General features: G+C 45.9%; 20 protein-coding genes, 1 tRNA gene, 2 pseudogenes and 1 riboswitch. Of the genes and pseudogenes, 7 read left to right on the top strand and 16 right to left on the bottom strand.

From position 1 onward, the window contains the following. Positions 1–417 precede the first annotated feature (417 nt). Positions 418–518: riboswitch (TPP riboswitch) on the top strand. Between the two features lie 100 nt (positions 519–618). After that, positions 619–1,200, top strand: a complete 582-nt coding sequence (gene thiT / locus AC3WTF_RS08760) for an energy-coupled thiamine transporter ThiT (protein WP_064115932.1) — start codon at positions 619–621, stop codon at positions 1,198–1,200. Between the two features lie 30 nt (positions 1,201–1,230). On the opposite strand, the gene floT is transcribed toward thiT, so the two are convergent. Both floT and AC3WTF_RS08770 read right to left on the bottom strand, forming a co-directional pair. Then, positions 1,231–2,760, bottom strand: a complete 1,530-nt coding sequence (floT, locus tag AC3WTF_RS08765; RefSeq protein WP_047936061.1) for a flotillin lipid rafts scaffold protein FloT — start codon at positions 2,758–2,760, stop codon at positions 1,231–1,233. 19 nt (positions 2,761–2,779) lie between these two features. Next, positions 2,780–3,310 (bottom strand): NfeD family protein, encoded by a 531-nt coding sequence (locus tag AC3WTF_RS08770; RefSeq protein ID WP_007410165.1) that lies wholly within the window; start codon positions 3,308–3,310, stop codon positions 2,780–2,782. A 146-nt stretch (positions 3,311–3,456) separates the two neighbouring features. Between AC3WTF_RS08770 and AC3WTF_RS08775 the strand changes: the two genes are divergently transcribed. Further along, positions 3,457–3,945: a DinB family protein gene (locus tag AC3WTF_RS08775; protein ID WP_047936062.1), complete on the top strand. Its 489-nt coding sequence runs from the start codon at positions 3,457–3,459 to the stop codon at positions 3,943–3,945. Position 3,946: 1 nt separating this feature from the next. On the opposite strand, the gene AC3WTF_RS08780 is transcribed toward AC3WTF_RS08775, so the two are convergent. The 3 genes from AC3WTF_RS08780 to betB form a co-directional block, all read right to left on the bottom strand. Then, complete coding sequence (locus AC3WTF_RS08780; RefSeq protein WP_007410167.1) at positions 3,947–4,528, bottom strand: MOSC domain-containing protein; 582 nt, start codon at positions 4,526–4,528, stop codon at positions 3,947–3,949. 71 nt (positions 4,529–4,599) lie between these two features. Next, positions 4,600–5,808 (bottom strand): choline dehydrogenase, encoded by a 1,209-nt coding sequence (gene gbsB / locus AC3WTF_RS08785; RefSeq protein WP_003152181.1) that lies wholly within the window; start codon positions 5,806–5,808, stop codon positions 4,600–4,602. Positions 5,809–5,825: 17 nt separating this feature from the next. Continuing rightward, positions 5,826–7,298, bottom strand: a complete 1,473-nt coding sequence (betB, locus tag AC3WTF_RS08790; protein WP_039063515.1) for a betaine-aldehyde dehydrogenase — start codon at positions 7,296–7,298, stop codon at positions 5,826–5,828. A gap of 200 nt (positions 7,299–7,498) precedes the next feature. Here betB and gbsR point away from each other — a divergent pair, with 200 nt between their 5' ends. From gbsR to ktrA, 3 genes are all read left to right on the top strand, one after another. Then, positions 7,499–8,053 carry a transcriptional regulator GbsR gene (gene gbsR, locus AC3WTF_RS08795; RefSeq protein ID WP_007410170.1) on the top strand — a complete coding sequence of 185 codons (555 nt, stop codon included), beginning with the start codon at positions 7,499–7,501 and terminating at the stop codon, positions 8,051–8,053. A gap of 159 nt (positions 8,054–8,212) precedes the next feature. Beyond that, positions 8,213–8,752, top strand: a complete 540-nt coding sequence (gene bslA, locus AC3WTF_RS08800; protein ID WP_015240450.1) for a biofilm surface layer hydrophobin BslA — start codon at positions 8,213–8,215, stop codon at positions 8,750–8,752. Positions 8,753–8,915: 163 nt separating this feature from the next. Further along, on the top strand, positions 8,916–9,584 hold the full coding sequence (gene ktrA, locus AC3WTF_RS08805) for a potassium uptake protein KtrA (protein ID WP_007410171.1): 669 nt from the start codon (positions 8,916–8,918) through the stop codon (positions 9,582–9,584). A 33-nt stretch (positions 9,585–9,617) separates the two neighbouring features. Here ktrA and AC3WTF_RS08810 read toward each other — a convergent pair whose 3' ends face one another. Together AC3WTF_RS08810 and hmpA are read right to left on the bottom strand one after the other, a co-directional pair. Further along, positions 9,618–10,463: a glucosaminidase domain-containing protein gene (locus AC3WTF_RS08810; protein ID WP_007410172.1), complete on the bottom strand. Its 846-nt coding sequence runs from the start codon at positions 10,461–10,463 to the stop codon at positions 9,618–9,620. 141 nt (positions 10,464–10,604) lie between these two features. Continuing rightward, a complete protein-coding gene (hmpA, locus tag AC3WTF_RS08815; protein WP_007410173.1) occupies positions 10,605–11,780 on the bottom strand; it encodes an NO-inducible flavohemoprotein in 1,176 nt (391 codons plus the stop codon). A 218-nt stretch (positions 11,781–11,998) separates the two neighbouring features. Here hmpA and AC3WTF_RS08820 point away from each other — a divergent pair, with 218 nt between their 5' ends. Then, the gene (locus AC3WTF_RS08820) at positions 11,999–12,640 is read left to right on the top strand and encodes a cupin domain-containing protein (RefSeq protein ID WP_032867212.1); all 642 of its coding nucleotides are present in this window, start codon (positions 11,999–12,001) and stop codon (positions 12,638–12,640) included. A 60-nt stretch (positions 12,641–12,700) separates the two neighbouring features. On the opposite strand, the gene AC3WTF_RS08825 is transcribed toward AC3WTF_RS08820, so the two are convergent. From AC3WTF_RS08825 to AC3WTF_RS08840, 4 genes are all read right to left on the bottom strand, one after another. Continuing rightward, positions 12,701–13,021, bottom strand: a complete 321-nt coding sequence (locus tag AC3WTF_RS08825; RefSeq protein ID WP_216448302.1) for a YjcN family protein — start codon at positions 13,019–13,021, stop codon at positions 12,701–12,703. A 112-nt stretch (positions 13,022–13,133) separates the two neighbouring features. Continuing rightward, a tRNA-Ala gene (locus AC3WTF_RS08830) sits at positions 13,134–13,206 on the bottom strand. 127 nt (positions 13,207–13,333) lie between these two features. Further along, positions 13,334–14,164, bottom strand: a complete 831-nt coding sequence (locus AC3WTF_RS08835; protein WP_015240453.1) for an undecaprenyl-diphosphate phosphatase — start codon at positions 14,162–14,164, stop codon at positions 13,334–13,336. Between the two features lie 91 nt (positions 14,165–14,255). Next, the gene (locus AC3WTF_RS08840; protein ID WP_007408629.1) at positions 14,256–15,416 is read right to left on the bottom strand and encodes an AI-2E family transporter; all 1,161 of its coding nucleotides are present in this window, start codon (positions 15,414–15,416) and stop codon (positions 14,256–14,258) included. Positions 15,417–15,595: 179 nt separating this feature from the next. On the opposite strand from AC3WTF_RS08840, the gene AC3WTF_RS08845 reads away from it, so the two are divergent. Then, positions 15,596–16,582: a Gfo/Idh/MocA family protein gene (locus AC3WTF_RS08845; protein WP_047936063.1), complete on the top strand. Its 987-nt coding sequence runs from the start codon at positions 15,596–15,598 to the stop codon at positions 16,580–16,582. 31 nt (positions 16,583–16,613) lie between these two features. Here the strand turns inward: AC3WTF_RS08845 and AC3WTF_RS08850 are convergent, their stop codons facing one another. The 5 genes and pseudogenes from AC3WTF_RS08850 to AC3WTF_RS08870 all read right to left on the bottom strand — a co-directional run. After that, the gene (locus AC3WTF_RS08850) at positions 16,614–17,138 is read right to left on the bottom strand and encodes a type 1 glutamine amidotransferase domain-containing protein (RefSeq protein ID WP_003152143.1); all 525 of its coding nucleotides are present in this window, start codon (positions 17,136–17,138) and stop codon (positions 16,614–16,616) included. 65 nt (positions 17,139–17,203) lie between these two features. Continuing rightward, complete coding sequence (locus tag AC3WTF_RS08855) at positions 17,204–18,175, bottom strand: methyl-accepting chemotaxis protein (RefSeq protein ID WP_425340276.1); 972 nt, start codon at positions 18,173–18,175, stop codon at positions 17,204–17,206. Beyond that, a pseudogene (locus tag AC3WTF_RS08860) lies at positions 18,170–19,306 on the bottom strand (HAMP domain-containing protein); the annotation flags it as partial. The pseudogene AC3WTF_RS08860 and the gene AC3WTF_RS08855, both read right to left, overlap by 6 nt. Before the next feature lie 19 nt (positions 19,307–19,325). After that, a complete protein-coding gene (locus tag AC3WTF_RS08865; RefSeq protein ID WP_404833624.1) occupies positions 19,326–20,276 on the bottom strand; it encodes a methyl-accepting chemotaxis protein in 951 nt (316 codons plus the stop codon). Continuing rightward, positions 20,271–21,311, bottom strand: a pseudogene (locus AC3WTF_RS08870) (cache domain-containing protein); the annotation flags it as partial. The pseudogene AC3WTF_RS08870 and the gene AC3WTF_RS08865, both read right to left, overlap by 6 nt. Between the last annotated feature and the right edge of the window lie 16 nt (positions 21,312–21,327).

Consider the following 21,327-nt stretch of genomic DNA (forward strand, 5'->3'; position numbering starts at 1 on the left):
ATTAGGCACGCCGCCAGCGTTCGTCCTGAGCCAGGATCAAACTCTCCGATAAAGTAGTTTGACTGACTACGCACATCGCTGTGCGATTTATTTAAAACTTTGAATTAACAGGTACGTTTTGTCTTGTTTAGTTTTCAAAGATCATTACCGCTTGTTGAAGCAGCTTTATTATCTTACCACTCAGCTTCTTTTATGTCAACAACTTTTTTTACGTTGTTTCCGAAGCTTTTTGTTGTTGTCTGCTGTTCATCAGCGACGTTTAATAATATAACACCCTTTTGAAAATATGACAATAGTTTTTTAAAAAAATCATTAATTATTTTCTTTCATACTTATTTCAGTTTCTCTTCTATAGAAAGGCAAGCCGTCTTGTGGTTTGGCATATTTTCTTGTATAGTAAGATTGAACTAAATACTTGATGACCACAAGGGGAGCATTAAAGCTGAGAGTGAACGTTTTGTTCTGACCCTTTGAACCTGTTAGTTAACGCTGGCGTAGGGATGTGGCAAAGCCAAATGATTTGCAGTTTATGTAAGCAGCGCGCGGACCTTTTCCCATCCTTCCCCGCGCTGCTTTTTTGTTTATCCTTGTTACGGTTGTCTGACCAGGGGGAAAACTATGAATCATTCAACACAGCTTGTGCGCTTAATTGAAATAGCGATTATGACCGGGGCGGCTGTCATTCTGGACATTGTCTCAGGTATGTTTCTCCGGATGCCCCAAGGCGGTTCGGTCTCTATTATGATGATTCCGATTTTTTTGATTTCATTCCGCTGGGGAGTGAAAGCCGGGCTTACGACAGGCTTTTTAACAGGGATTGTCCAGATCGCCATCGGCAATTTGTTTTTGCAGCACCCGGTGCAGTTATTACTTGATTACATCGCGGCATTTGCAGTTCTCGGTTTCAGCGGCTTGTTTGCTTCCGGTGTACGGGAATCGGCATTGAATAAAAAAAGAGGCGCTTTAACGATGTATGTTATAGGCGGTGTTTTCATCGGCAGTGTGTTGCGCTATGCGGCACATGTGGTCTCCGGAGCGGTCTTTTTCGGAAGCTATGCTCCGAAAGGCACGCCGGTATGGATTTATTCGTCCGTCTATAACGCGACTTATATGATTCCTTCTTTTATCCTTTCGGCCATTGTCCTTATCTTATTATTCATGACTGCGCCGCGGCTTCTTGAAGCTAAGCGGACGAACTGAAACAGCAGGCGGTTTACGCCTGCTGTTTTTTTATTCCGGGCTGTGCCGTTCGTTCGAATCACTCAGTTCTTTTGTAAGTTCATTTATACTTTGTTTTATGTTTCCTTTGCCTGAAAAATTCTCAATAAGCTCTTTTACATTGATTCCGGAAGATGCTTTTAAGCTTTCCTGAAGACCGGCCATTAAATTGGTTGCGTAGCCTGTGACTTTATTGGCCCCGCCGTTTTCACCGCTTCCTCCCGTATCAACGACGGTTATTTTATCAATGTTGGAAAGAGGCGCTGAGACTTGCTTCGCATATTCAGGCAGCATTTTCACAATCATATCAACGATTGCAGCCTGCCCGTATTTTTCGAATGCTTCGGCGATTTTTTCTTTAGCTTCCGCTTCTGCGAGACCTTTCAGGCGGATGACTTCCGCTTCGGTTTCTCCTCTCGCCTTTTCAGCCTCCGCTTTAGCAAGACCGTCAATTCTCACGCGTTCCGCTTCCGCCTTGGCCATCGCTTCGATACTGTACTGCTCGGCATCCGCTTCCGCGAGCTGCTTCGCTTTTGCGGCTTCGGCCGCTTGTTCCACCGAGTAACGGTCGGCATCGGCTTTTTTCTTCACTTCAGAGTCATATTGGCGCTCACGGCGCAGAATTTCTTTTTCCTCCAATTCAATCTGCTTTTGCCGCTCAATAATTTTAATTTGCATTTCCTGCTCTGTCACCTGCTGGCGGGCTTTTGCTGTTTCAAGATCATATGCCTGGTCGGCATTGGCTTTTGCTGTATCCTGCTCTCTTCTGTATTCCGCCATTTTCAGCTGATTGATTTTTTCCGCTTCAGCTATTTCCGTCGCCCGCTCCAGCTCTGATTTTTTTGCGTCTTTATCAGCGGCCGCACGTTTAATCCTCGTCTCTTTATCCGCTTCTGCCGTGGCAATGTCCGCATCCCGCTTGACTTGGGCGATTCTCGGCTTACCTAATGATTCAAGATAGCCGTTTTTATCGCGGACGTCTTTAATCGTAAAAGAAACGATCACGAGCCCCATTTTAGCAAGATCCTGAGACGCGACCCGCTGGACTTCCTGAGAAAACTTTTCCCTGTTTTTATAAATCTCTTCAACGGTCATGGAGCCGAGGATGGAGCGCAGATGGCCTTCCAGCACCTCCCGCGCCTCCTGCTCACGGTCTTCCTTAGATTTCCCCAAAAATTGTTCAGCTGCTGTTGCGATTTCACTGATAGAGCCTCCGATTTTAATAATGGCGGTTCCGTCGGCCATTACCGGCACGCCTTGCTCTGTATAGACTTCGGGTGTAGAGACATCAAGTTTGCTTGACAGTAAACTGAGAGGTTCTGCCTGCTGGAATACCGGGAGCACGAACGTTCCCCCGCCCCGGACGATTTTCAGACGATTTCCGCCTTCATCAATGTGGACGTTCTTATTTCCCAAATAACTTCCGGTCACGATAAGGGCTTCGTCCGGCCCCGCCGTCCGGTACTTCGTAATAAATACAGCAATAAGTGCGATGAGTAAAAAGAATACGATTCCGATAACGATGATAATCGGCATAGTCATAACAGTTCCCCCTTAGATATCAGATTGGTTCATGCGGCGTCACAAAAAGCACTCCGTCTTTCACGTCAATCACTAATACGGCAGTTCCGTACTTGATCTGTTCTTGATCAAAGCTGACGGCTGATTTAGAAATGGCGCCCCCTATTCCCTCTATGATCACTTCTCCATAGCCGTCTTTCGGGACGGAAGTAATGACCCTGCCGACTCTGCCCTTTAAATCCGTCTCCCGATAAGCGAGCGATTCTTCCGCTGATGAAAGCGGGACAAGGACGAAGAAGTGAAGCAGGCTGACCAAAAGAACCGAAAGAACAAATGAAAGCAACGCAATGACAGAACTTGATAGCGGAGCGGCGATTTCGCCGATATAACCTGAGGCTGAAAAGATTGTTAAAAAAGACAGAATCAATGCAGGGTTTAAAAATGAAACAGGAATGGCTTCCGAGAGGCCGTGAAACACATCTTGAAAAAACAGAATCAAAAGCGTGAGACTTCCCGAAATAATCAATGTGTAAAGATAGACCGTTTCAAGCGGCAGATGAAATATGTCCATCTTCTATCCTCCTTTCGGCCGAGGTGTCGGAGTGTTACTTTATATACGGATGTAAAGGTAAATGGTTTCAATTTTCTGATAAGTAAGGCTGATTACATGATTATCCAATCCGGATATGATATGTTTACTCTAAAGGAGGAGATAGGATGAGCATTTTTAATGAAGCCAGACAGCAGATCTGGGAAGAACTGAAAGGACTCTCTGATGAGGAATTCAACCGAAAGCCCGCGGCTGATGAGTGGAGCGTGCGGGAAGTCCTTGACCATTTAAAGAAAATTGACGAAACAGCGCAGACCCTTTTATCAAAGCAGGCAAAAGACGCACCGTTAAAAGAAATAGAAGAAAAACCGATGGAGTTTATAGAGGACAGAACAGATAAACGGCCGGCGCCGTCACACCTCGAACCTGAGCAAAACCGATTATCAGTCATTGAAGCAAAACAAGAATTAGATACGGCAAGACAGCAGCTGACCGCAGTTATTTCATCATTAAACGAGGAAGACTTTGAACGTGTGCTTCCGCATCCTGTTTTTCAAGAACTGACGATCCGCCAGTGGATTGATTTTATCGGCCATCATGAAAAGCGTCACATTAATCAAATAAAAGAAATCAAACAAAAAATCGAAAAGGTCTGAGTCAGACCTTCTCGATTTTTTTCTTGGCGCGTTTCGGTTCATAAGAATGGATGGTGATCGCATCGCCCGTGCATATGTCACCCGGGCGTTCAACAATACAGACAATTCCTCTTCTGCCCATCGCGTGCCTCACAAACGCCGCGGCGAGTTTTGGCTGATCCGGATAAAAGGATTGAATGACTTCTCCCGGCTGAATGCACGGATCATTTTCTCCCTCGCACAACAGAGACGCACCGCTTGGAAATATCATTCTGCTTCCTTCTTTAAGCGGCGTCAGTGCAGAAAAACCGCTGATTGCGATGTTAGCGCCGAGCCATTCGGGAAAGATATGAGAAATCCCCATCTTCTCCGCAATGTCATCACATTCCTCCATGGACACGATTGAAATCTGTCTCCGGTTAAAAATTTCTGTTCCTCTTTCATACATCGGCTCACGCGCGCCGGCCTTTTTTGTCAGTCCGAAATGCAAGTCACCGGGGAACCCGCCGTATTCCGCGCGAAGCTTGTCCATCTTTTTGGTAACAAATTGTTCGGTATCCGCTATATATACGCCTTCCGTCTTTGCTGTTATGCGTTTCCACATCAGCCACCACCGCCTTTTTCTTGACATTATCCTTAAAAAACCCCGCTCTGTAAAGGAGCGGGGTTCATTTATTATACCGTTTTCGGCGTTAAGTCAAAGCAGCGTTTGTAAATCCAGTTGTATGCTTTCTCATTCAAATCTCTTGGATTTCCGAAAGTTTGCGGATCTTTCATGGCTTCTTTTGATAAACGTTCAATCATGTCCGGAGACACACCTTGTTCTTCTAAACTCGGCACCTCTAAATCTTTTACAAGATCATACATCCAGTTGACGGACGCTTTTGCCGCTTCTTCGGTTGTCATGTTGCTTGTATCGATTCCGAATGCTTTGGCGATGCGGGCGAATTTTTCCGGATAGCCTTTCCAGTTGTATTCCATTACCGGCCCCATCATAGCTGCGACGCATTGTCCGTGAGCGACAGGGATGATGCCGCCGAGCGTCTGGCTCATCGCATGCGCCGCGCCTGCTGATTCACTGCCGTATGAAAGGCCGGCAAGCATCGCCGCCTGCGCCATGCCGTATCTTGCTTCCAAATCCTCTCCGTCCGCAAACGCGCGCTTAATATAATGCGCCGCATATTCAATGGCCATTAAAGCGACGGCATCAGTGATCGGCTGCGCGAATTTCATCGTATAGCACTCGATGGCGTGCGCAAGTGCGTCAATACCTGTCATGGCCGTCACATGCGGAGGCATGGACGTGTGCAGCTCAGGGTCAATGACCGTTAAATGCGCGGCGATAAGCGGTCCGCCCGTATTGAATTTAAATTCTCTTTCCTCATCTGTAATGACCGCCCATTGTGTGACCTCTGAACCTGTTCCCGCAGTCGTCGGGATCGTTGTCAGCGGAGGAATACGGTTTTCCAGCGGCTTTTTGCCTTCCGCGGCTTCATAATCAAGCACGCTTCCTTCGTGTGTCGCTTCTACCCCGATGGCTTTCGCTGTATCCATGGAGCTTCCGCCGCCGACAGCCACAAGACCGTTGCAGTTTTCTTTTTTATACAGTTCTGATCCTTCGTTTACAAGACGTACAGGCGGGTTCGGCTCCACTTTGTTAAACAGGACGACTTCGATGCCCGCTTCCTGCAAAGATTCAATGACTGGGTTTGCCACTCCTGCGTTATAAATTCCCGGGTCTGTTACGAGCAGCGCTTTTGTGACGCCAAGCGCTCTGACTTCACTTCCCGCGTGCTGAATCGCACCGATTCCGTGTTTAATGACTGTCGGGATTTCGAATGTATGGAATTTATGCATGCTTTCTACTTTCATATTTAATGTCATATTGTATCTCCTCCTCGTTATGCTTGAAACCAGTTCACGGGTGCAGGTTTCGTGTTGCGGTAAATATGTTTGATTTCCGTGTATTCTTCCAGACCGATTTTGCCGAGTTCGCGGCCGAAGCCCGATTGTTTGTACCCGCCCCATGGCGCTTGCGCGAAATACGGGTGGAAATCATTGATCCATACCGTTCCCATCCGCAGTTTGGCGGCTACGCGTTCGCATTTTTCAATATCCTTTGACCATACCGCTCCGGCCAGCCCGTAAATGGTATCGTTGGCAAGTCTGATCACTTCTTCTTCAGAAGAAAATGACTCAACTGTTAAAACGGGGCCGAAGATCTCCTCTTGGACTATCCGCATATCAGACTTGCAGTTTGAGAAAATAGTAGGTTCATAGAAGAAACCGTTTTGAAGGGCGGGATCATCAGGACGTTTGCCGCCTGTTTCCAGTTTTGCCCCTTCTTCGATGCCGATTTCTACGTATTTTTCGACTTTGGCCCGATGCTCGGCGGAAATCAGCGGACCGCTTTCCGTATCTTCATGAAAACCGTTTCCTAATTTGATGCGTTTCGTGCGCTTGATCAGCTCGGCTAAAAATTCATCATGAATGGCTTCGTCCACCAAAAGACGGGACCCTGCCGAACATACTTGGCCGGCATGGAAAAACACGGCGTTCAGCGCTTGATCTGCAGCTGTTTCGAGATCTGCATCTTGGAATACGATATTCGGATTTTTGCCGCCAAGCTCCAGAGCAATCTTTTTCACATTGCCGCTTGCCGCCTGCATGATTTTTTTGCCTGTTTCAATTCCGCCCGTAAAAGAGACCAAATCGACGTCGAGGTTTCTCGCCAGCTCGTCGCCGACAGAGGCGCCCGGCCCCAGCACGAGATTGGCGACCCCTTTCGGAATACCGGCTTCTTCTATTAATTGAAAGACTTTAATGGTTGTCAGCGGAGTAATCTCGCTCGGCTTTAAAACGATCGTGTTTCCGGCCGCAAGAGCGGGAGCGATTTTCCAGCTCGCCTGAAGGAGCGGATAGTTCCACGGCGTAATTTGTCCGCATACGCCAATGGGCTCTCTGACGATTTTACTTACGGAATCGGGAATCGGAGATGAAATGACCTCGCCTCCGTCTTTATCCGCCAAACCGGCATAATATTGAAATACATTTGCGATATCATCCATATCGGCTTTACTTTCTTCAATCGTTTTTCCTGTATCGAGCGATTCCAGCTCAGCTAATTCGTTCAGATCGCGTCTGATTAATTCCGCAATTTTCAGAACAAATTGTCCGCGCTCGAGCCCGGAAAGCACCGGCCACTCCCCTTCATCAAATGCTTTTCTGGCTGCGGCGATGGCTTTCACCGCATCATCCCGGTCTCCTTCGCATACCGTTGCAATTTCTTCTTGATTAAATGGATTAATGATACGGCGCGTCTGTTTTTTTTCTGCACTGATCCATTCGCCGCCGATATAAAGCGTTTTGCTCATAAGAGTCCTCCTTACCGAAAAGTAAGTTTGTTAAATAAAAATTTAATGTTTTTAACAATATTAATTTAACACATGTTTTTTTACCTGTCAAAACCCGGTCAGTCCGTTTAGATTTTGACATTTTGTCATGATTCGTTAAGATTAAGAACATAAAGAAATGACTTAACAAATTTAAACTTCAAGAGGAAAAGAGGGACAGTATGGATGAGAATCCAGAATTCGCAGCTATAGAACAAGCCAGGGATCTTGTCATTGATTCCATTGCAGAGACGATGGATCTTTACGGAATCACCCGGAGTGTCGGGATTTTATACGGAACAATGTATATGAGGGATGAAATGACGCTTGACGAAATGCGTGAGGAACTGCAGATGAGCAAACCGAGTATGAGCACAGGCGTCAAAAAGCTGCAGGATTTAAATGTGGTCAAAAAAACCTTTCACCGCGGCACACGGAAGCATACGTTTGTAGCGGAAAAAGATTTCTTTACGTTTTTCACGAATTTCTTCCCGCCGAAATGGGATCGTGAAGTTCAGGTGAATTTGTCCGCCATCGAACAGGCCCAGGCGGATTTGCAGTCCGTTTTGCTGGCCGAGGAAGGCAACGCGGAATTACAGGAAGAAGCGCGGCAGTTATATGATCAGCTTGAAAGTTCGAAAGCTTATTATCATTGGCTGAAGCGTCTCGCTGACTCGGTTCAGAGCGGGGAGATTTTTAAATTTATTCCGATAGAAACCGACGAAAAAAACGCCTGAATCAAAATCAGGCGTTTTTTGTCGTGATTTGATTATTTTTGAGAAAATATAGGAACATAACCCCATTTACTTCCATTAAAATTGATGGTAAATTTTTATAGGTATGGTCGTTCTTTTTTAAGAACAACCAGCAAATTTTTTTTAGGGGGATTTATGAAAATGAAACAGAAATTTTTCTCAACTGTCATGGCAAGTTTATTCGGCCTGGTTTTGCTTCTTTCTCTGCCGACAGCGTCATTCGCCGCTGAGTCAGGCTCAACCGTTCACGAGCCGGAAATGTCCACGAAAGCGACTGCTACCTTATTTGCAAAATATACAGGTGCCAGCCAGCAGGAATGGTCATTTTCTGATATCGAATTGACGTACCGTCCGAACACGATCCTGAGCTTAGGCGTTATGGAATTTACCCTTCCTAGCGGATTTGCGGCTACAACAAAAGATACAGTCAACGGACACGCTTTGCGTGAAAGACAGATTCTGAATAACGGCAAAACAGTCAGACTTCCGTTAAACATTGATTTGCTCGGCGCAGCGGAATTTAAGCTTTCTCTTAATAATAAAACATTGCCTGCTGCAGGTACATATAAGTTCCGTGCAGAAAATAAATCATTAAGCATCGGCTCTAAATTCTATGCTGAGGACACAATTGTTGTTCAAAAACGCAGCACACCGCCGACACAGCCTTGCAACTGCAAATAATTGCGAAAAACGGACCGGCACAAGCCCATCGCTTGTCAGCCGGTCTTTTTTCGTGCTGTTTTCTTTCTTCCGGCCCTCGCATTGACAAACCCTTGAAACAGGAGTACATTCTTGTTTGTTGTATTTGGAGTGACGAAAACAGTTTCTTAAGGAGTTATGAGGATTGGGAAAAATCAAAAATAAACAATTTGCCGTCATCGGACTCGGACGTTTCGGCGGAAGCATCTGTAAAGAGCTTTTTAAAATGGGGCATGAGGTGCTTGCGGTCGATATCAGCGAAGAGCGGGTCAACGCATACTCCTCTTATGCCACGCATGCTGTGCGGGCAAATTCAACGGAAGAAAGCGAGCTTCAGTCGCTCGGCATCAGAAATTTTGAATATGTCATCGTAGCAATCGGCGCCAACATTCAGGCAAGCACGCTGACGACGCTGTTATTGAAGGAGCTGAACATCCCTAATATTTGGGTGAAAGCACAAAACTATTATCATCACAAAGTGCTTGAAAAGATCGGTGCTGATCGTATTATCCATCCCGAAAAGGATATGGGCGTGCGGATTGCGCAAAGCCTTTCGGATGAAAACGTCTTAAATTATATTGATTTGTCAGATGAATACAGCATCGTGGAGCTTTCAGCCACGAAAAAGCTGCATTTAAAATCCATTCTTGAGCTCGGCGTCCGGGCCAGATTCGGCTGCAGCATTCTCGCCGTGAAACATAACGGCGACATTCAGCTGTCCCCTTCTCCGGAGACTGTCATTCATGAATGTGACTGCCTTGTGCTGATGGGGCATAAACGTGATATTAAAAGGTTTGAAACTGAAGGAATGTAAAAAAGCCGGCGGGCTGCCGGCTTTTTTTGATGCTTATGTTTCTTCACTTAACTGGACGGCGGTTTGGTCAACCCAGCCGATCAGCTCATCTTTCACTTGAATTTGGTACCAGACGGATTCTCCGTTTTGTTTTTCAGATACGACTTTAATATGCTGGCCGGTAAACTTTTGCGCCGATGCCAGTTTAATAGAATGCCGCTCTTTTGACGGCTTGGACCACACGTCTTCAATGGCGTGGTCTTTGATGGCGCCTTTCATATCAACTGCTTTAAGAGAGGCATTGATTTTGTCATATTCATTCAGGTTATAGGTTTCTATGACATCTTTAATTTTTTCAGCATAGCCGGGGTCTGTGGCGTAGCCGGATTTTTGAAGGGCAGCCGCCGCTGTTTTATAATTGTCCGCTTCAATGACAGGCTTATACTTCTTTTTATTCCAAGACGTTCCGTTGACAAATAATTTGGCATGGTCATCCATTGATTCAAAAAACGTGCTGTATTTACGGAATTTTGCCCGAATCGTTTTTCGTTTTCCTTTTTCAAATTCATCCGTTTTCATCGTGACGTGTTTTCCTTTATAATCACCTTTTACACCGAACAGGTTGCGCGCTTTCCCCGCAAGCTCACTGTTCCCCCAGTCCGATTCGAGAATGGCCTGTGCGAGGGTGATGCTCGGAAGGACATGATATTTCTCATATAAAATCTGAGCATGCCCGGAAAGGCTGTCAATAAAGACCTGCTGCTCGTCCACCTCTTCAGGCGGTTTTTCTTCCGTCACTATGAATTTCGAAAACACCATTGATACCAGAAATAATCCGAATATAAGAGATACAGCAAAAAGGCACCCAAGCCCCCTTTTGGTCTTTGCTTTCTTTTTCATATCAACCTTCCTTTAATTCCGGAATCACTAGATTTATAATTTTACTGGTCATTGATGAAAATTTCAATAAAATAGGGAAAAAGACGGAGAAAGAACATATTGCGCAAATAAAAAAGACTCCTCTTTGAGGAGTCTTTTTTGTTATGCCATGCTCAGCTGAGGGCCGAACAATTCATATTGAACGGAATCAGAGTCAAACCCGAGTGCAAGAATCATATCTTTCATTTGCGTCATAAACTGCGCTGATCCGCACAAGTAAAATTCAGCATCTTGATTCAGATGAAGCTGCTCCAAGAAGGTTTGATCAATCCTGCCGCTGTAAAAAGGCTTGTCTCCTGAGCGGTCTTGTTCTGCCGGTTCACTGTATACATAAATGACGTTAATATTCGGATGATTCTCCGCAGCTTGTTCAGCCTCTTTGCGGAACGCGGCGTACTCTCCGTTTTTCGCGGCATGAATAAAAGTAACGGCACGCTCCGGCTGTTTTTCGGCGGCTGTTTTCAGCATGCTCATCATCGGCGTGATTCCGGAACCGGCACTGATAAGAACAACCGGTTTTTCGGCAGAAGACAGCTTGAAATCCCCGGCGGGTGCGCTGACTTCAAGTTTATCTCCCTCTTGAACTTCATTGTGGAGATGAGAAGAAACCGCTCCGTCCTTTTTCACAGAAATCCGATATGCCCCTTTTTGAGAAGCATCAGACAGGCTGTACTGGCGAATGTGCGTATAAGGAGAATCCGCAATCCGCACCTTAATGCTGATATATTGTCCCGCTTCAAATCCAGGAAGCGAAGAGCCGTCACTCGGTTTGATATAAAATGATGTGATATCTTTGCTTTCTTTCGTTTTCTGTATAACCGAAAATTCTTTATACCCCTGCCATCCGGCTTCATTGTACATGTCTTTTTCAATGCCGATGAAAGCCTCCGCAATAACACCGTAAGCTTTTTCCCATGCCTGCATAATCTCAGGAGTTGCGGCATCCTGCAGCACATCCTTAATTGCCAGAAGCAGATACTTTCCGACAATCGGATAATGTTCCGGTTTTACACCGATGCTTGTGTGTTTATGGCCGATCTGTCTGACCGCCGGAATGATTTGTTCTAATTGATCAATATTCGCCGCAGCCGCAATGACTGCATTTGCCAATGCTGCGCGCTGAGTCTGTTTCTTTTGGTTCGTTTGGTTAAACATATTTAACAGTTCGGGATGATCTTGAAACATCAGGTTATAAAAGCGTCCGGTGATGTTTTCTCCATGTGTTTTCAATACGGGTACTGTGCTTTTGATGATGTCTATTGTTCTCTCATCCAGCATGTTAATCCTCAACCCTTCTAAAGATGTATTTTAAATATATCTTTATAGTAAGAGATATTTCGAATAAAAGATATATTTAAAATGAATCTTTAAAAAAGTCGTCACAATATTGTGTTGGATTTGGAATTTATGGATTTTACCTCCTTTTTTTATCACCCGGTGAAACAGGGACACATATATTTGGGAATATACGTTTAAAGATGAAAGCGGGGGAGTGCATGGTTTCCGATATCGATTACACGTCTCCGAATACACAGTTCACTTATGATGTGAATGAGAGCCGTTTTTTTACGAAAGATGCTCAGAACTTTATCAATGTATTGGGGATTAAACAGTTAAACACGCTTGAAAATATTTCATTATTAGATATCTTTCTGAGCAAAACAAATGTGATTGAACCGCATACCCATCAAAACGCCGCTGAATTGGTGTACTGTATTTCGGGTTCCGCGGTGGTGTCGATGCTGAATCCGTTCACCCAGAAAATACGGAATTATCCGATCTCTTCAGGACAAGTGGCGAATGTTCCGCAGGGGTGGTGGCATTATGAAGTCGCCACTTCAGACAGAACCCACCTTTTGGCCATATTTGACGCCCCTTCGCCTGAAGTGATATACGGCTCGGATATTCTCCGTCTGACGCCGCCTGAGATTATGGCGCATACGTACTGTCTGAATGAGCATGAGTGGGAAAAAGCCGTTTCACCGATCCGGCAATCAACTGTGATAGGTCCCGATAAATACTGCGGACAGACTGAAAACACGGGTATTCATGATATGAATACGCCTTATCAGCCAAATACGCATTATCCGAATGATCCGTATCGGCATTATGATACGCCGTTATATTGGGGATATTAAACGGAGAGCCAGAGCGGCATCGACAGAAAGAGCCCCTCATTGGAGAGGGGCTCTTGATCATTACGGTCCGGTTCCGCAGCTTACTTTGTACTCGCCTTCGGACGATTTTTTTGAATAACATACGTGCGGCGTCTGTCCGGTATCATCTTTACAATTGAACCAATTTACATAATAAAGGTTCCCGGCCTCTCCGCCGCCTTCTTCTTTTCGAAGAATCGCAAAGTAGCTTTGATACGGATATCCTTTTTTATAAATGTCATGCCTGATGGCTCCTTTTTCTGAAGCAGACGTGAAGACGACGGGAGAAAGAGCCGGGAGCGCTGTTAAAAGAAGTGCCAGTGCCGCTGAAAGAGTTAGTAGAAGATAGATTTTCTTTTTCATTTTCTCTCTTTCCTTTATTTTGAGTTGTTAGAAATGAAGCAGAACATAGAGGCTGCCGCAGAAGATGAAAAAACAAAAAAACCCTTATTTATAGAATAAGGGTTTAAAGGTATGGAGCCAAGGGGGCTCGAACCCCTGACCTCTACGCTGCCAGCGTAGCGCTCTCCCAGCTGAGCTATGGCCCCGTGCTGTAACGTCATGTTTTATTATAGACGAGTCTTCTATGAATTTCAAGCAGAAAATTCAGTTTGCTCATGTTTTCCTGAGACGTTTTTCGAACATAAAAAGAAGACCCTCCGGGGGCCTCTTCGTTTATCGCACGAGCATGATTAAAATGATGCCGAGGATGACACGGTAAATGGCGAACGGGACAAGCTTAATCCGGTTAATAAGCCGAAGAAAAAATTTGACGACTAAGAGGGCGACGATAAAGGCGCAAATAAAGCCGACAAGAAAAAACGGAATCATGTCATAAGAAAGACTGCTCCAGTATTTCACCAGCTTCAGAAGGCTTGCGCCCGCCATAATCGGAATAGCCATAATAAATGTGAAGTCTGCGGCTGCCCGGTGATTCAAGCCGACAATGACACCTCCGGCAATCGTTGAGCCTGAGCGGGAAAATCCGGGCCATAAGGCGAGACACTGGAATAATCCGACACAGAAAGCCTGTTTGTAGGTGATTCTGTCCACCGTATCGATCGTTTCTTTCCTTTTATTGATCCAGTCCGCTATAAGCATAAGCACGGCTCCGGCAATTAATCCGTAAGCGACCGTTCTGACGGAGAATAAATAGCGGTCAATGAAATCCTCAAATAAAAAGCCGAGCACCGCCGCCGGAACAAGACCGACGGCGATTTGCGCGATGGTCAGCCTGTATCCCTTCTGCTGATCGCGCGTGACGTTTTTTTTGAGGCCGAGTAAATGTAATATCCGATCCTTAAACACAATGGCCACCGCCAGAATCGAACCGAGCTGAATCACCACTTTGAAGGAATTGGCGGCTTCCGGATTCATCAGGCTTCCGGATTTCAGCCAGATGTCATCCGCTATGATCATATGTCCCGTGGAAGAAACCGGCGCATACTCCGTCAGCCCTTCCACGATTCCCAAAACGGCTGCTGTGAACATCTCCCATAGTGTCATCCCATTCTTCCCTTCATTCATCATTTACAAAAGAGAAGCTCTCCTCTGAAGGAAAGCCTGTCTTATAATAAATATCATATCCGTTCCGATTTTATGACTTCGATCCAGCATCATTTTTTTCTTCTTCATATAAATGCGAACGCATTTTGAACCAATCAAACAGATGGGTCGTGACCACTTTGATGACCGCATACCCCGGGATGGCTAAAATAATGCCGACAACCCCGAACAGCTTTCCAGCGGTTAAAAGAACAAAGATGATGGTAATCGGGTGAATGTGAAGATTTTTCCCCATGATCTGCGGCGAAATTAATTTCCCTTCCACGAGCTGGACAACGGTCCATACAATCGCAAGCTTCAGCAGCATAAGGGGCGAAGTGACCAACGCGATAATAATCGCCGGCGTGATGGCAATGGTCGGCCCTAAATACGGAACAACGCTCGTACAAGCGGCAATGACCGCAAGCAGTGACGCATAATCAAGTCCGATAATCAGATAGCCGATAAATAATAAAAACCCGATGCAGAAGCTGACGATGACCTGTCCTCTGATATAGGAACTTAATCTGTGGTTCATTTCACTAAGCATCGTATACGTTTGTTCTTTTAGACGGGTGGGCACAAACTTTAAGATATAAATCGGCAGTTTTTTGCCGTCTTTCAGCAAATAGAACAGAATAAACGGCACGGTCACAATTGAAATAATTACTTCCGTCAGCGCGCCGATAAAATTCCCGACTCCGGTAAATGTGCTGTTTGCAATTGTCGCCGCCTGCGCCGATACTTTATTAGCAAGATCGGAAATGTTGATATTCATCGTCTTTTGCGCCTGATTTACAAAATCGCTTCCGATCAGGCTTTTCGTCTGATCTTCAACGATATCCACATATTTCGGCAGATTGTCGATCAGGCTCATGATCTGTTCCTTTAAAAACGGAATAATTGAAACGACCGTAATCGTAATCAGCCCTATAATAATGAGGTAAAGGAGCAGGATGGAATAGACTCTTTTCACTCTTATTTTTTCCAATATATCTACGATCGGATTAAGCAGATAATAAACAATTCCTGTCAAAATGACGGGGAGCGCAATCGTTTTGAGCAGGACGATAATAGGTGTGAAAATAAATGATGTCTTCATAAAGACAAGGATATTGAGACCGATGAGCAGCAATACAAGCAAAAACAAGACAAATTTATTGTCTAAGAAAAACTGTTTAAATCTGCCGCCCCATGTTTGCAATGTTTCCACTATTGTTCCTCCATCATATGTATTTTACTTAAATTGTACACTATCGTTCCTGTAATGAAAAATAATAACCGGTCTCTATGGGAATTTTTCCTATCCCTTTAGCTGGCAACCTTTTTTCCATTTATGTTTCTCAGAAAAAAAGCTATAATGTAAGCCAATACATAGAAGGAGCGATAGCAATGATTCGATTTGCAACAGTCGGAACGAATTGGATTACAGAACGATTTCTGGAGGCGGCTTCTGCTATTGATGATTTTCAATTAACGGCGGTTTATTCCAGAACTGAGGAACGCGCGGCGGAATTCGCCGGCAAACACGGCGCTGCTCATTATTTCACCAGCCTGAAAGAAATGGCGGAAAGCAAAGCCTATGACGCGGTGTATCTCGCCAGCCCGAATGCATTTCACAAAGAGCAGGCGGTCCTTTTTATGGAACACGGCAAGCATGTACTGTGCGAAAAACCGTTTGCGTCTAACGCAAGGGAAACGGATGAAATGATTCACGCAGCCAAAACGAACGGCGTTCTCTTGATGGAAGCCATGAAAACAACGTTCCTGCCGAACTTCAGCATGCTTCAAAACCACTTACATAAAATCGGACCCGTCAGGAGATTCACGGCAAGCTACTGCCAATATTCATCACGATATGATGCATATAAAAACGGTACGGTGCTAAACGCGTTTAAGCCTGAATTATCGAACGGTTCGTTAATGGACATCGGCGTGTACTGCATTTATCCGGCCGTCGTCCTGTTCGGCAAACCGAAAAACATCATTGCGACCGGTCATAAACTAGCATCCGGCGTTGACGGCGAAGGCACGGTGATTCTGTCATACGACGGATTTGAAGCGGTGCTGATGCATTCGAAAATCTCAAATTCGTTTGCCCCGGCGGAAATTCAGGGTGAAGACGGCACGATCGTTCTGGACAGCATTCACGGACCGGAACGGGCGGAAATCCGCTATCGTGACGGCCGGACGGAAGACATTTCAGTCCCTGATCTGAAACCGTCGATGTACTACGAAACGGCTGAATTCATCAATCTTCTTCGAAACGGACAGCGGGAGTCTTCCGAAAATACATTTGAACGTTCTTTCATTACGGCAAGCATTATGGAAGAAGCGAGAAAACAAATCGGAATTGTCTTTCCCGCCGATCAAAACTAAAAACATCCGCCCTGATTCGGGCGGATGTTTTTTATTTGGACGCTAACAGGTCAGCAAACGCTTTTGCATACTGCGGAAGGTCGGGCGGGCGGCGGCTTGATACAATGTGGCCGTCAGTTACGACAGCTTCATCCAGCCACTGTGCCCCTGCATTTGTCATGTCGTCTTTGATGCCGGGCGTGCTCGTTACTTTTTTTCCTGCGAGAATTCCGGCAGATATGAGCACCCAGCCCGCATGGCAGATCTGGCCGATCGGCTTTTTCTGCTCGTTCATCGTACGGATGATGTCCAAAACTTCGGGATATCTTCGCAGTTTGTCAGGAGCCCAGCCGCCAGGCACGAGCACGGCATCATACTCCTGGATAATCAGGCTCTTAAAATCGTAATCCGCCGTTGCGGGCACGCCGTATTTTCCTTTGTATGAACGGCCCGCTTCTTCTCCTATTAAATGAACGATCGCGCCTTCCTCTCTCAGCCGGTAGACGGGATACCAAAGCTCTAAGTCTTCAAAATCGTCACTGACAAGCGCTATGACTTTTTTGCCTTCTAATCTCATCACTGCCACTCCCTTCTTTTATACTAGTGTATCGCTTTTTTAAAATGAGGAAAAGAAACAGCTCGCTACAGCTGTTCTTCGTCTTCAGACTGAATCGTAAATTTCCGTGTGACCTGCTGCAGTTCTTCAGCCATATGCGCAAGCGTTTCGGCAGATGAACTGATTTCTTCCATGGAGGCCAGCTGCTCTTCAGCTGAGGCGGCGATGTCTTGAATGCCGGCGGACCCTTCTTTGGCGACTGAGGTAATGTCCTCCACCGCGTTTGTCACATTTTGCGACCCGGCTGCAAGCTTCTCAAGCGTTCCGTTCATATGCTGCAAGGCGCCTGAAATCTGAGTCGTCATTTCTGAGATTTTTTTGAAGCTTTCGGCCGTCTGATCCGTAATATCGAGGCCTTCCTTCACATCTTGATTCACCGCTTGGAATACGGAAAGCGATGTGGCGATTTCTTTGACGATTTCCTGAATCAGCGTTTCGATTTCCTTCGCGGAGCCGGCTGATTGTACGGCAAGCTTTCTCACTTCTTCCGCAACGACGGAGAAGCCCCGCCCGTATTCGCCTGCTCTGGCCGCTTCAATGGCAGCGTTTAAGGCAAGCAGATTTGTTTGATCGGCAATGCCGTTAATGACGTTGAGAATGCTCTTAATGTCGTGCGACTTCGTTTCCAGCCCTTTTACAACCGCTTCCGCCTGCTGTACGGAACGATCAATTGTTTTCATCTGGCCGACCGTTTTCGCCACTAATTCTTCTCCGCTTCCGGCCGTTTCAGAGGTTTGGATGGCGGATTCAGTGATTTCCGCCGATACATTCGCCGTCTCGGCAATGCCCGCATTCATTTGGGAAAGGTGATCAGCACTTTCTTCCAATTTCTCGCTTTGTGATTCGTTTCCGTTTGAGAATTGTTCAATCGCCAGTGTAATATGCTCTGTCGCCTTGCTTGTCTGTCCGGCGGATGCCGTCAGCTCTTCGGATGAAGAAGCGACATGTTCGACGGATGACTGGATGACGCCGATGACAGACCGGAGTGACGCCGACATCTCATTGAAGCTTTGGCTGAGCTGCCCGAATTCATTTTTCGACTTGATGTCAATGACTTCCGTTAAATCGCCGTCACTGATTTTAGCTGATGTCGAAACAAGTTTTTTGAGCGGTTTTGCAATCGAGCGAATGATAAAAACGATTAAAATACCGCCGACGATAAGAGAAACCGCCAGGATGATCAGCGCCATTTTCATGACAGGCGAGGCTGCGTCATGGATCTCACTGACAAAAAATGTGCCGGCGATTTTCCAGCCCGTCAGTTTGTTTGTCGTGAAGGCCATTTTCTTCTGCTGTCCTTCAAACATGTATTCAAACGATCCGCTTGATTTGGAAAATACTTCTTCCGTCCACTCTCCGGAGCCTTCCGTTCCCGCTTTTATAGTCGGATGCGCGATGTATTTTTTATCTCCCGTTGTAATGAAGGCAAAACCTTTATGACCGATCTGGACGCGTTCGGAAGCGTTCAGCAGGTCGCCAAGATTAATATCAAGCGCCACAACGCCTGATCCGTCTTTTGTCTGCTGGGCAATCGTAACAACCGTCTGTCCGGTTGCAGCGTCTTTATAGGGCTCGGTAAACACCGGCTGTCCGCTTTTTTCAACCGCTTTGGTATACCACTCGCGCGTGAGCGGATTATAATCGGACGGCATATCAACGGACGGATATTTCACGAACGCTTTGTCGCGAGACGCGGCGTAAATTGACGCGACATCGTCATTTACGGTGACATACTGCTTCATGTTGTCAAGCAGTACCGATTTATTTTTTGTGTTCAGTTTTTCCTTTGTGATTGATTCGCTGAAGTAGTCAATCGCTTTCAGCTTACCCTCAAGCATGTTTTCCAGCACGCTGTTCAGTTCACTGACATTTCCCTGGGCGCTGTGGGTCAGTTCGCTTTCTAATGTACTCCCCGCCGTTTGGTAGCTGAAGTAGGCGAGTATGCCGACCGGAAGCACCAATACGGCTAAAAATGCCGCGATCAGCGGCTTGCTGATGGATGGCTGTTTGATCCAATGTATCAGTTGTTTCATTTTTTCAGTCTCCTTCTTTGAAAAGCTAAATCTAATATCGTCAGATAGGACAAAAGATTTATTAAAAAAACTAAAAAAAACACCCAAACAGCACATTTGGGTGTTCTATGACCTATTAATCTATTTTAAATCGTTTCGTCATATCACGTAATTCTTCCGCCATTTGGGATAACGTTTCCGAAGACGAACTGATTTCTTCCATTGAAGCCAGCTGTTCTTCGGCGGAGGCCGCAATATCCTGAATGCTGGCGGAGCTTTCTTTTGCGATGGACGCGATTTGCTCAGAAGCTCCTGAAATCTGCTGAGAGCCTGCTGTCAGCTGTTCTACCGTCGCATTCATATTTTGAATTTCTCCGGCGATCTGGTTCGTCATTTCAGAAATCCGTTTGAAGCTCGTTTCGGTCTGATTCGTAATATCCAGTCCGCTCTCCACCTCTTTGTTGACGGATTGGAACATGCCGAGAGATGTATTGATTTCGTTGACGATTTCTATGATTAAGCTTTCGATTTCTTTCGCTGAATCGGCAGACTGGACCGCAAGTTTTCTGACCTCTTCGGCGACGACTGAGAAGCCCCGCCCGTATTCACCCGCACGTGCGGCTTCAATTGCCGCGTTCAGCGCAAGAAGGTTTGTCTGGTCAGCGATTCCGTTAATGACACGGAGAATGTTTGTAATGTCTTTTGATTTTGTTTCAAGTCCGCGCACCACTTGTTCAGCTTCTTTCACTGACCGGTCAATGACGTTCATTTGGCCGACCGTCTGGTGGACGAGCTTTCCGCCTGAATTGGCGACTTCCGCTGATGTGGCGGAGGATTCGGTAATGACGGCAGATGCTTTCGCCATATCTTTAAGCCCGCTGTTCATTTGGTAAATATGTTCCGCCGCGCTTTCAATGTTTTCACTTTGGCTTTCATTTCCGTTAGAAAATTGTTCGATCGCCAGTGTGATATGTTCGGTTGCCTTGCTTGTCTGCTCCGCTGAAGCCGTCAGCTCCTCTGAGGAAGATGCGACGTTATTCACGGAATCCTGGATGGCATGGATGAGAGACCTGAGTGAAGCGGCCATATTGTTAAAGCTTTTGCCAAGCTCGCCTAATTCATCTTTTGACTGAATCTCGATCGTTTCTGTTAAGTCGCCTTCACTGATCTGTTTCGATGATGTCACAAGCTGCTTGAGCGGTTTTGTGATTGAACGGATAATTAGCACCATGACGATGGTTCCGATCACAATCGCTAATACGAGAACGAGCAGGGACAGATGAAGGATCGGCAGGGCCGCTTCATGAATTTCGTCCAGATACATCGTTCCGGTAATCTTCCAGCCTGTCAGCCCGTTTGTATCATAAGCCATTTTCTTTTCCTGGCCGTCGTATTTGTATTGAAAATCACCTTTTTTGCTGGTGAACAGCTGTTCAACCCACTCCCCGTTTAATACTGTGCCTGACGTGCGGTTCGGGTGGGCGACCACTTTTTTGTCTTTCGTCAGGATAAAAGCGTAGCCTGATTTTCCGATGTTCACTTTCTTTGTCGTTTTCAGAAGCTCATCGATTTTCATATTGATGGCGACGACTCCTGAGCCGTCTTTCGTCTGCTGAACGACCGTCACGACCATCGTATTGGTGGAAGCCGTGCGGTAAGGATCTGTTACAACAACTTTCCCCTTATTTTCCACGGCCTTTTTATACCAGTCTCTTTCAAGCGGATTATATCCTTTAGGCATCTGCAGATCCGGATACCGTGTGAAATGTCCTTCCGTGTCACTCGTATAAATGGATTCCACGTCTTTATTGATCTTCATGTACTCTGTGAATTTATCGGTAATTTGCGATTGGTTTTTCGGCTTGTACCGATCCTTTGTGAGCCAGTCGCTGAAATATGCCGTTCCGTCTTCCTTTTGGCTGATGCTTGTGTTGATCATATCGTTAATCTGCTGCACATTATCTAGTGCGCTTCCCATCATCTGCCTGTCAAGCGTGCTTACCGCCGATTGATAGGCGATAAAAGCCAGCGTTGAAATAGGAAGAATGAGAATGGCCAAAAAAGAAATGAGCAGTTTTCTTGTAAGCGATCTCTGCTTGATGATTTGCACAATTTTTTTCATCTGCTATATCTCCTCT

Source organism: Bacillus sp. EB106-06-01-XG163 (assembly GCF_058791615.1).

Coding starts and splice junctions, on each gene's coding strand:
- floT (WP_047936061.1), bottom strand. CDS start 2,760: ATGACTATGCCGATTATCATCGTTATCGGAATCGTATTCTTTTTACTC.
- thiT (WP_064115932.1), top strand. CDS start 619: ATGAATCATTCAACACAGCTTGTGCGCTTAATTGAAATAGCGATTATG.
- gbsB (WP_003152181.1), bottom strand. CDS start 5,808: ATGACATTAAATATGAAAGTAGAAAGCATGCATAAATTCCATACATTC.
- AC3WTF_RS08820 (WP_032867212.1), top strand. CDS start 11,999: ATGGTTTCCGATATCGATTACACGTCTCCGAATACACAGTTCACTTAT.
- AC3WTF_RS08775 (WP_047936062.1), top strand. CDS start 3,457: ATGAGCATTTTTAATGAAGCCAGACAGCAGATCTGGGAAGAACTGAAA.
- AC3WTF_RS08855 (WP_425340276.1), bottom strand. CDS start 18,175: ATGTCGGCGTCACTCCGGTCTGTCATCGGCGTCATCCAGTCATCCGTC.
- AC3WTF_RS08835 (WP_015240453.1), bottom strand. CDS start 14,164: ATGACACTATGGGAGATGTTCACAGCAGCCGTTTTGGGAATCGTGGAA.
- AC3WTF_RS08810 (WP_007410172.1), bottom strand. CDS start 10,463: ATGAAAAAGAAAGCAAAGACCAAAAGGGGGCTTGGGTGCCTTTTTGCT.
- AC3WTF_RS08845 (WP_047936063.1), top strand. CDS start 15,596: ATGATTCGATTTGCAACAGTCGGAACGAATTGGATTACAGAACGATTT.
- AC3WTF_RS08780 (WP_007410167.1), bottom strand. CDS start 4,528: ATGTGGAAACGCATAACAGCAAAGACGGAAGGCGTATATATAGCGGAT.
- bslA (WP_015240450.1), top strand. CDS start 8,213: ATGAAACAGAAATTTTTCTCAACTGTCATGGCAAGTTTATTCGGCCTG.
- AC3WTF_RS08825 (WP_216448302.1), bottom strand. CDS start 13,021: ATGAAAAAGAAAATCTATCTTCTACTAACTCTTTCAGCGGCACTGGCA.
- AC3WTF_RS08850 (WP_003152143.1), bottom strand. CDS start 17,138: ATGAGATTAGAAGGCAAAAAAGTCATAGCGCTTGTCAGTGACGATTTT.
- betB (WP_039063515.1), bottom strand. CDS start 7,298: ATGAGCAAAACGCTTTATATCGGCGGCGAATGGATCAGTGCAGAAAAA.
- hmpA (WP_007410173.1), bottom strand. CDS start 11,780: ATGCTGGATGAGAGAACAATAGACATCATCAAAAGCACAGTACCCGTA.
- gbsR (WP_007410170.1), top strand. CDS start 7,499: ATGGATGAGAATCCAGAATTCGCAGCTATAGAACAAGCCAGGGATCTT.
- AC3WTF_RS08865 (WP_404833624.1), bottom strand. CDS start 20,276: ATGGCCGCTTCACTCAGGTCTCTCATCCATGCCATCCAGGATTCCGTG.
- AC3WTF_RS08770 (WP_007410165.1), bottom strand. CDS start 3,310: ATGGACATATTTCATCTGCCGCTTGAAACGGTCTATCTTTACACATTG.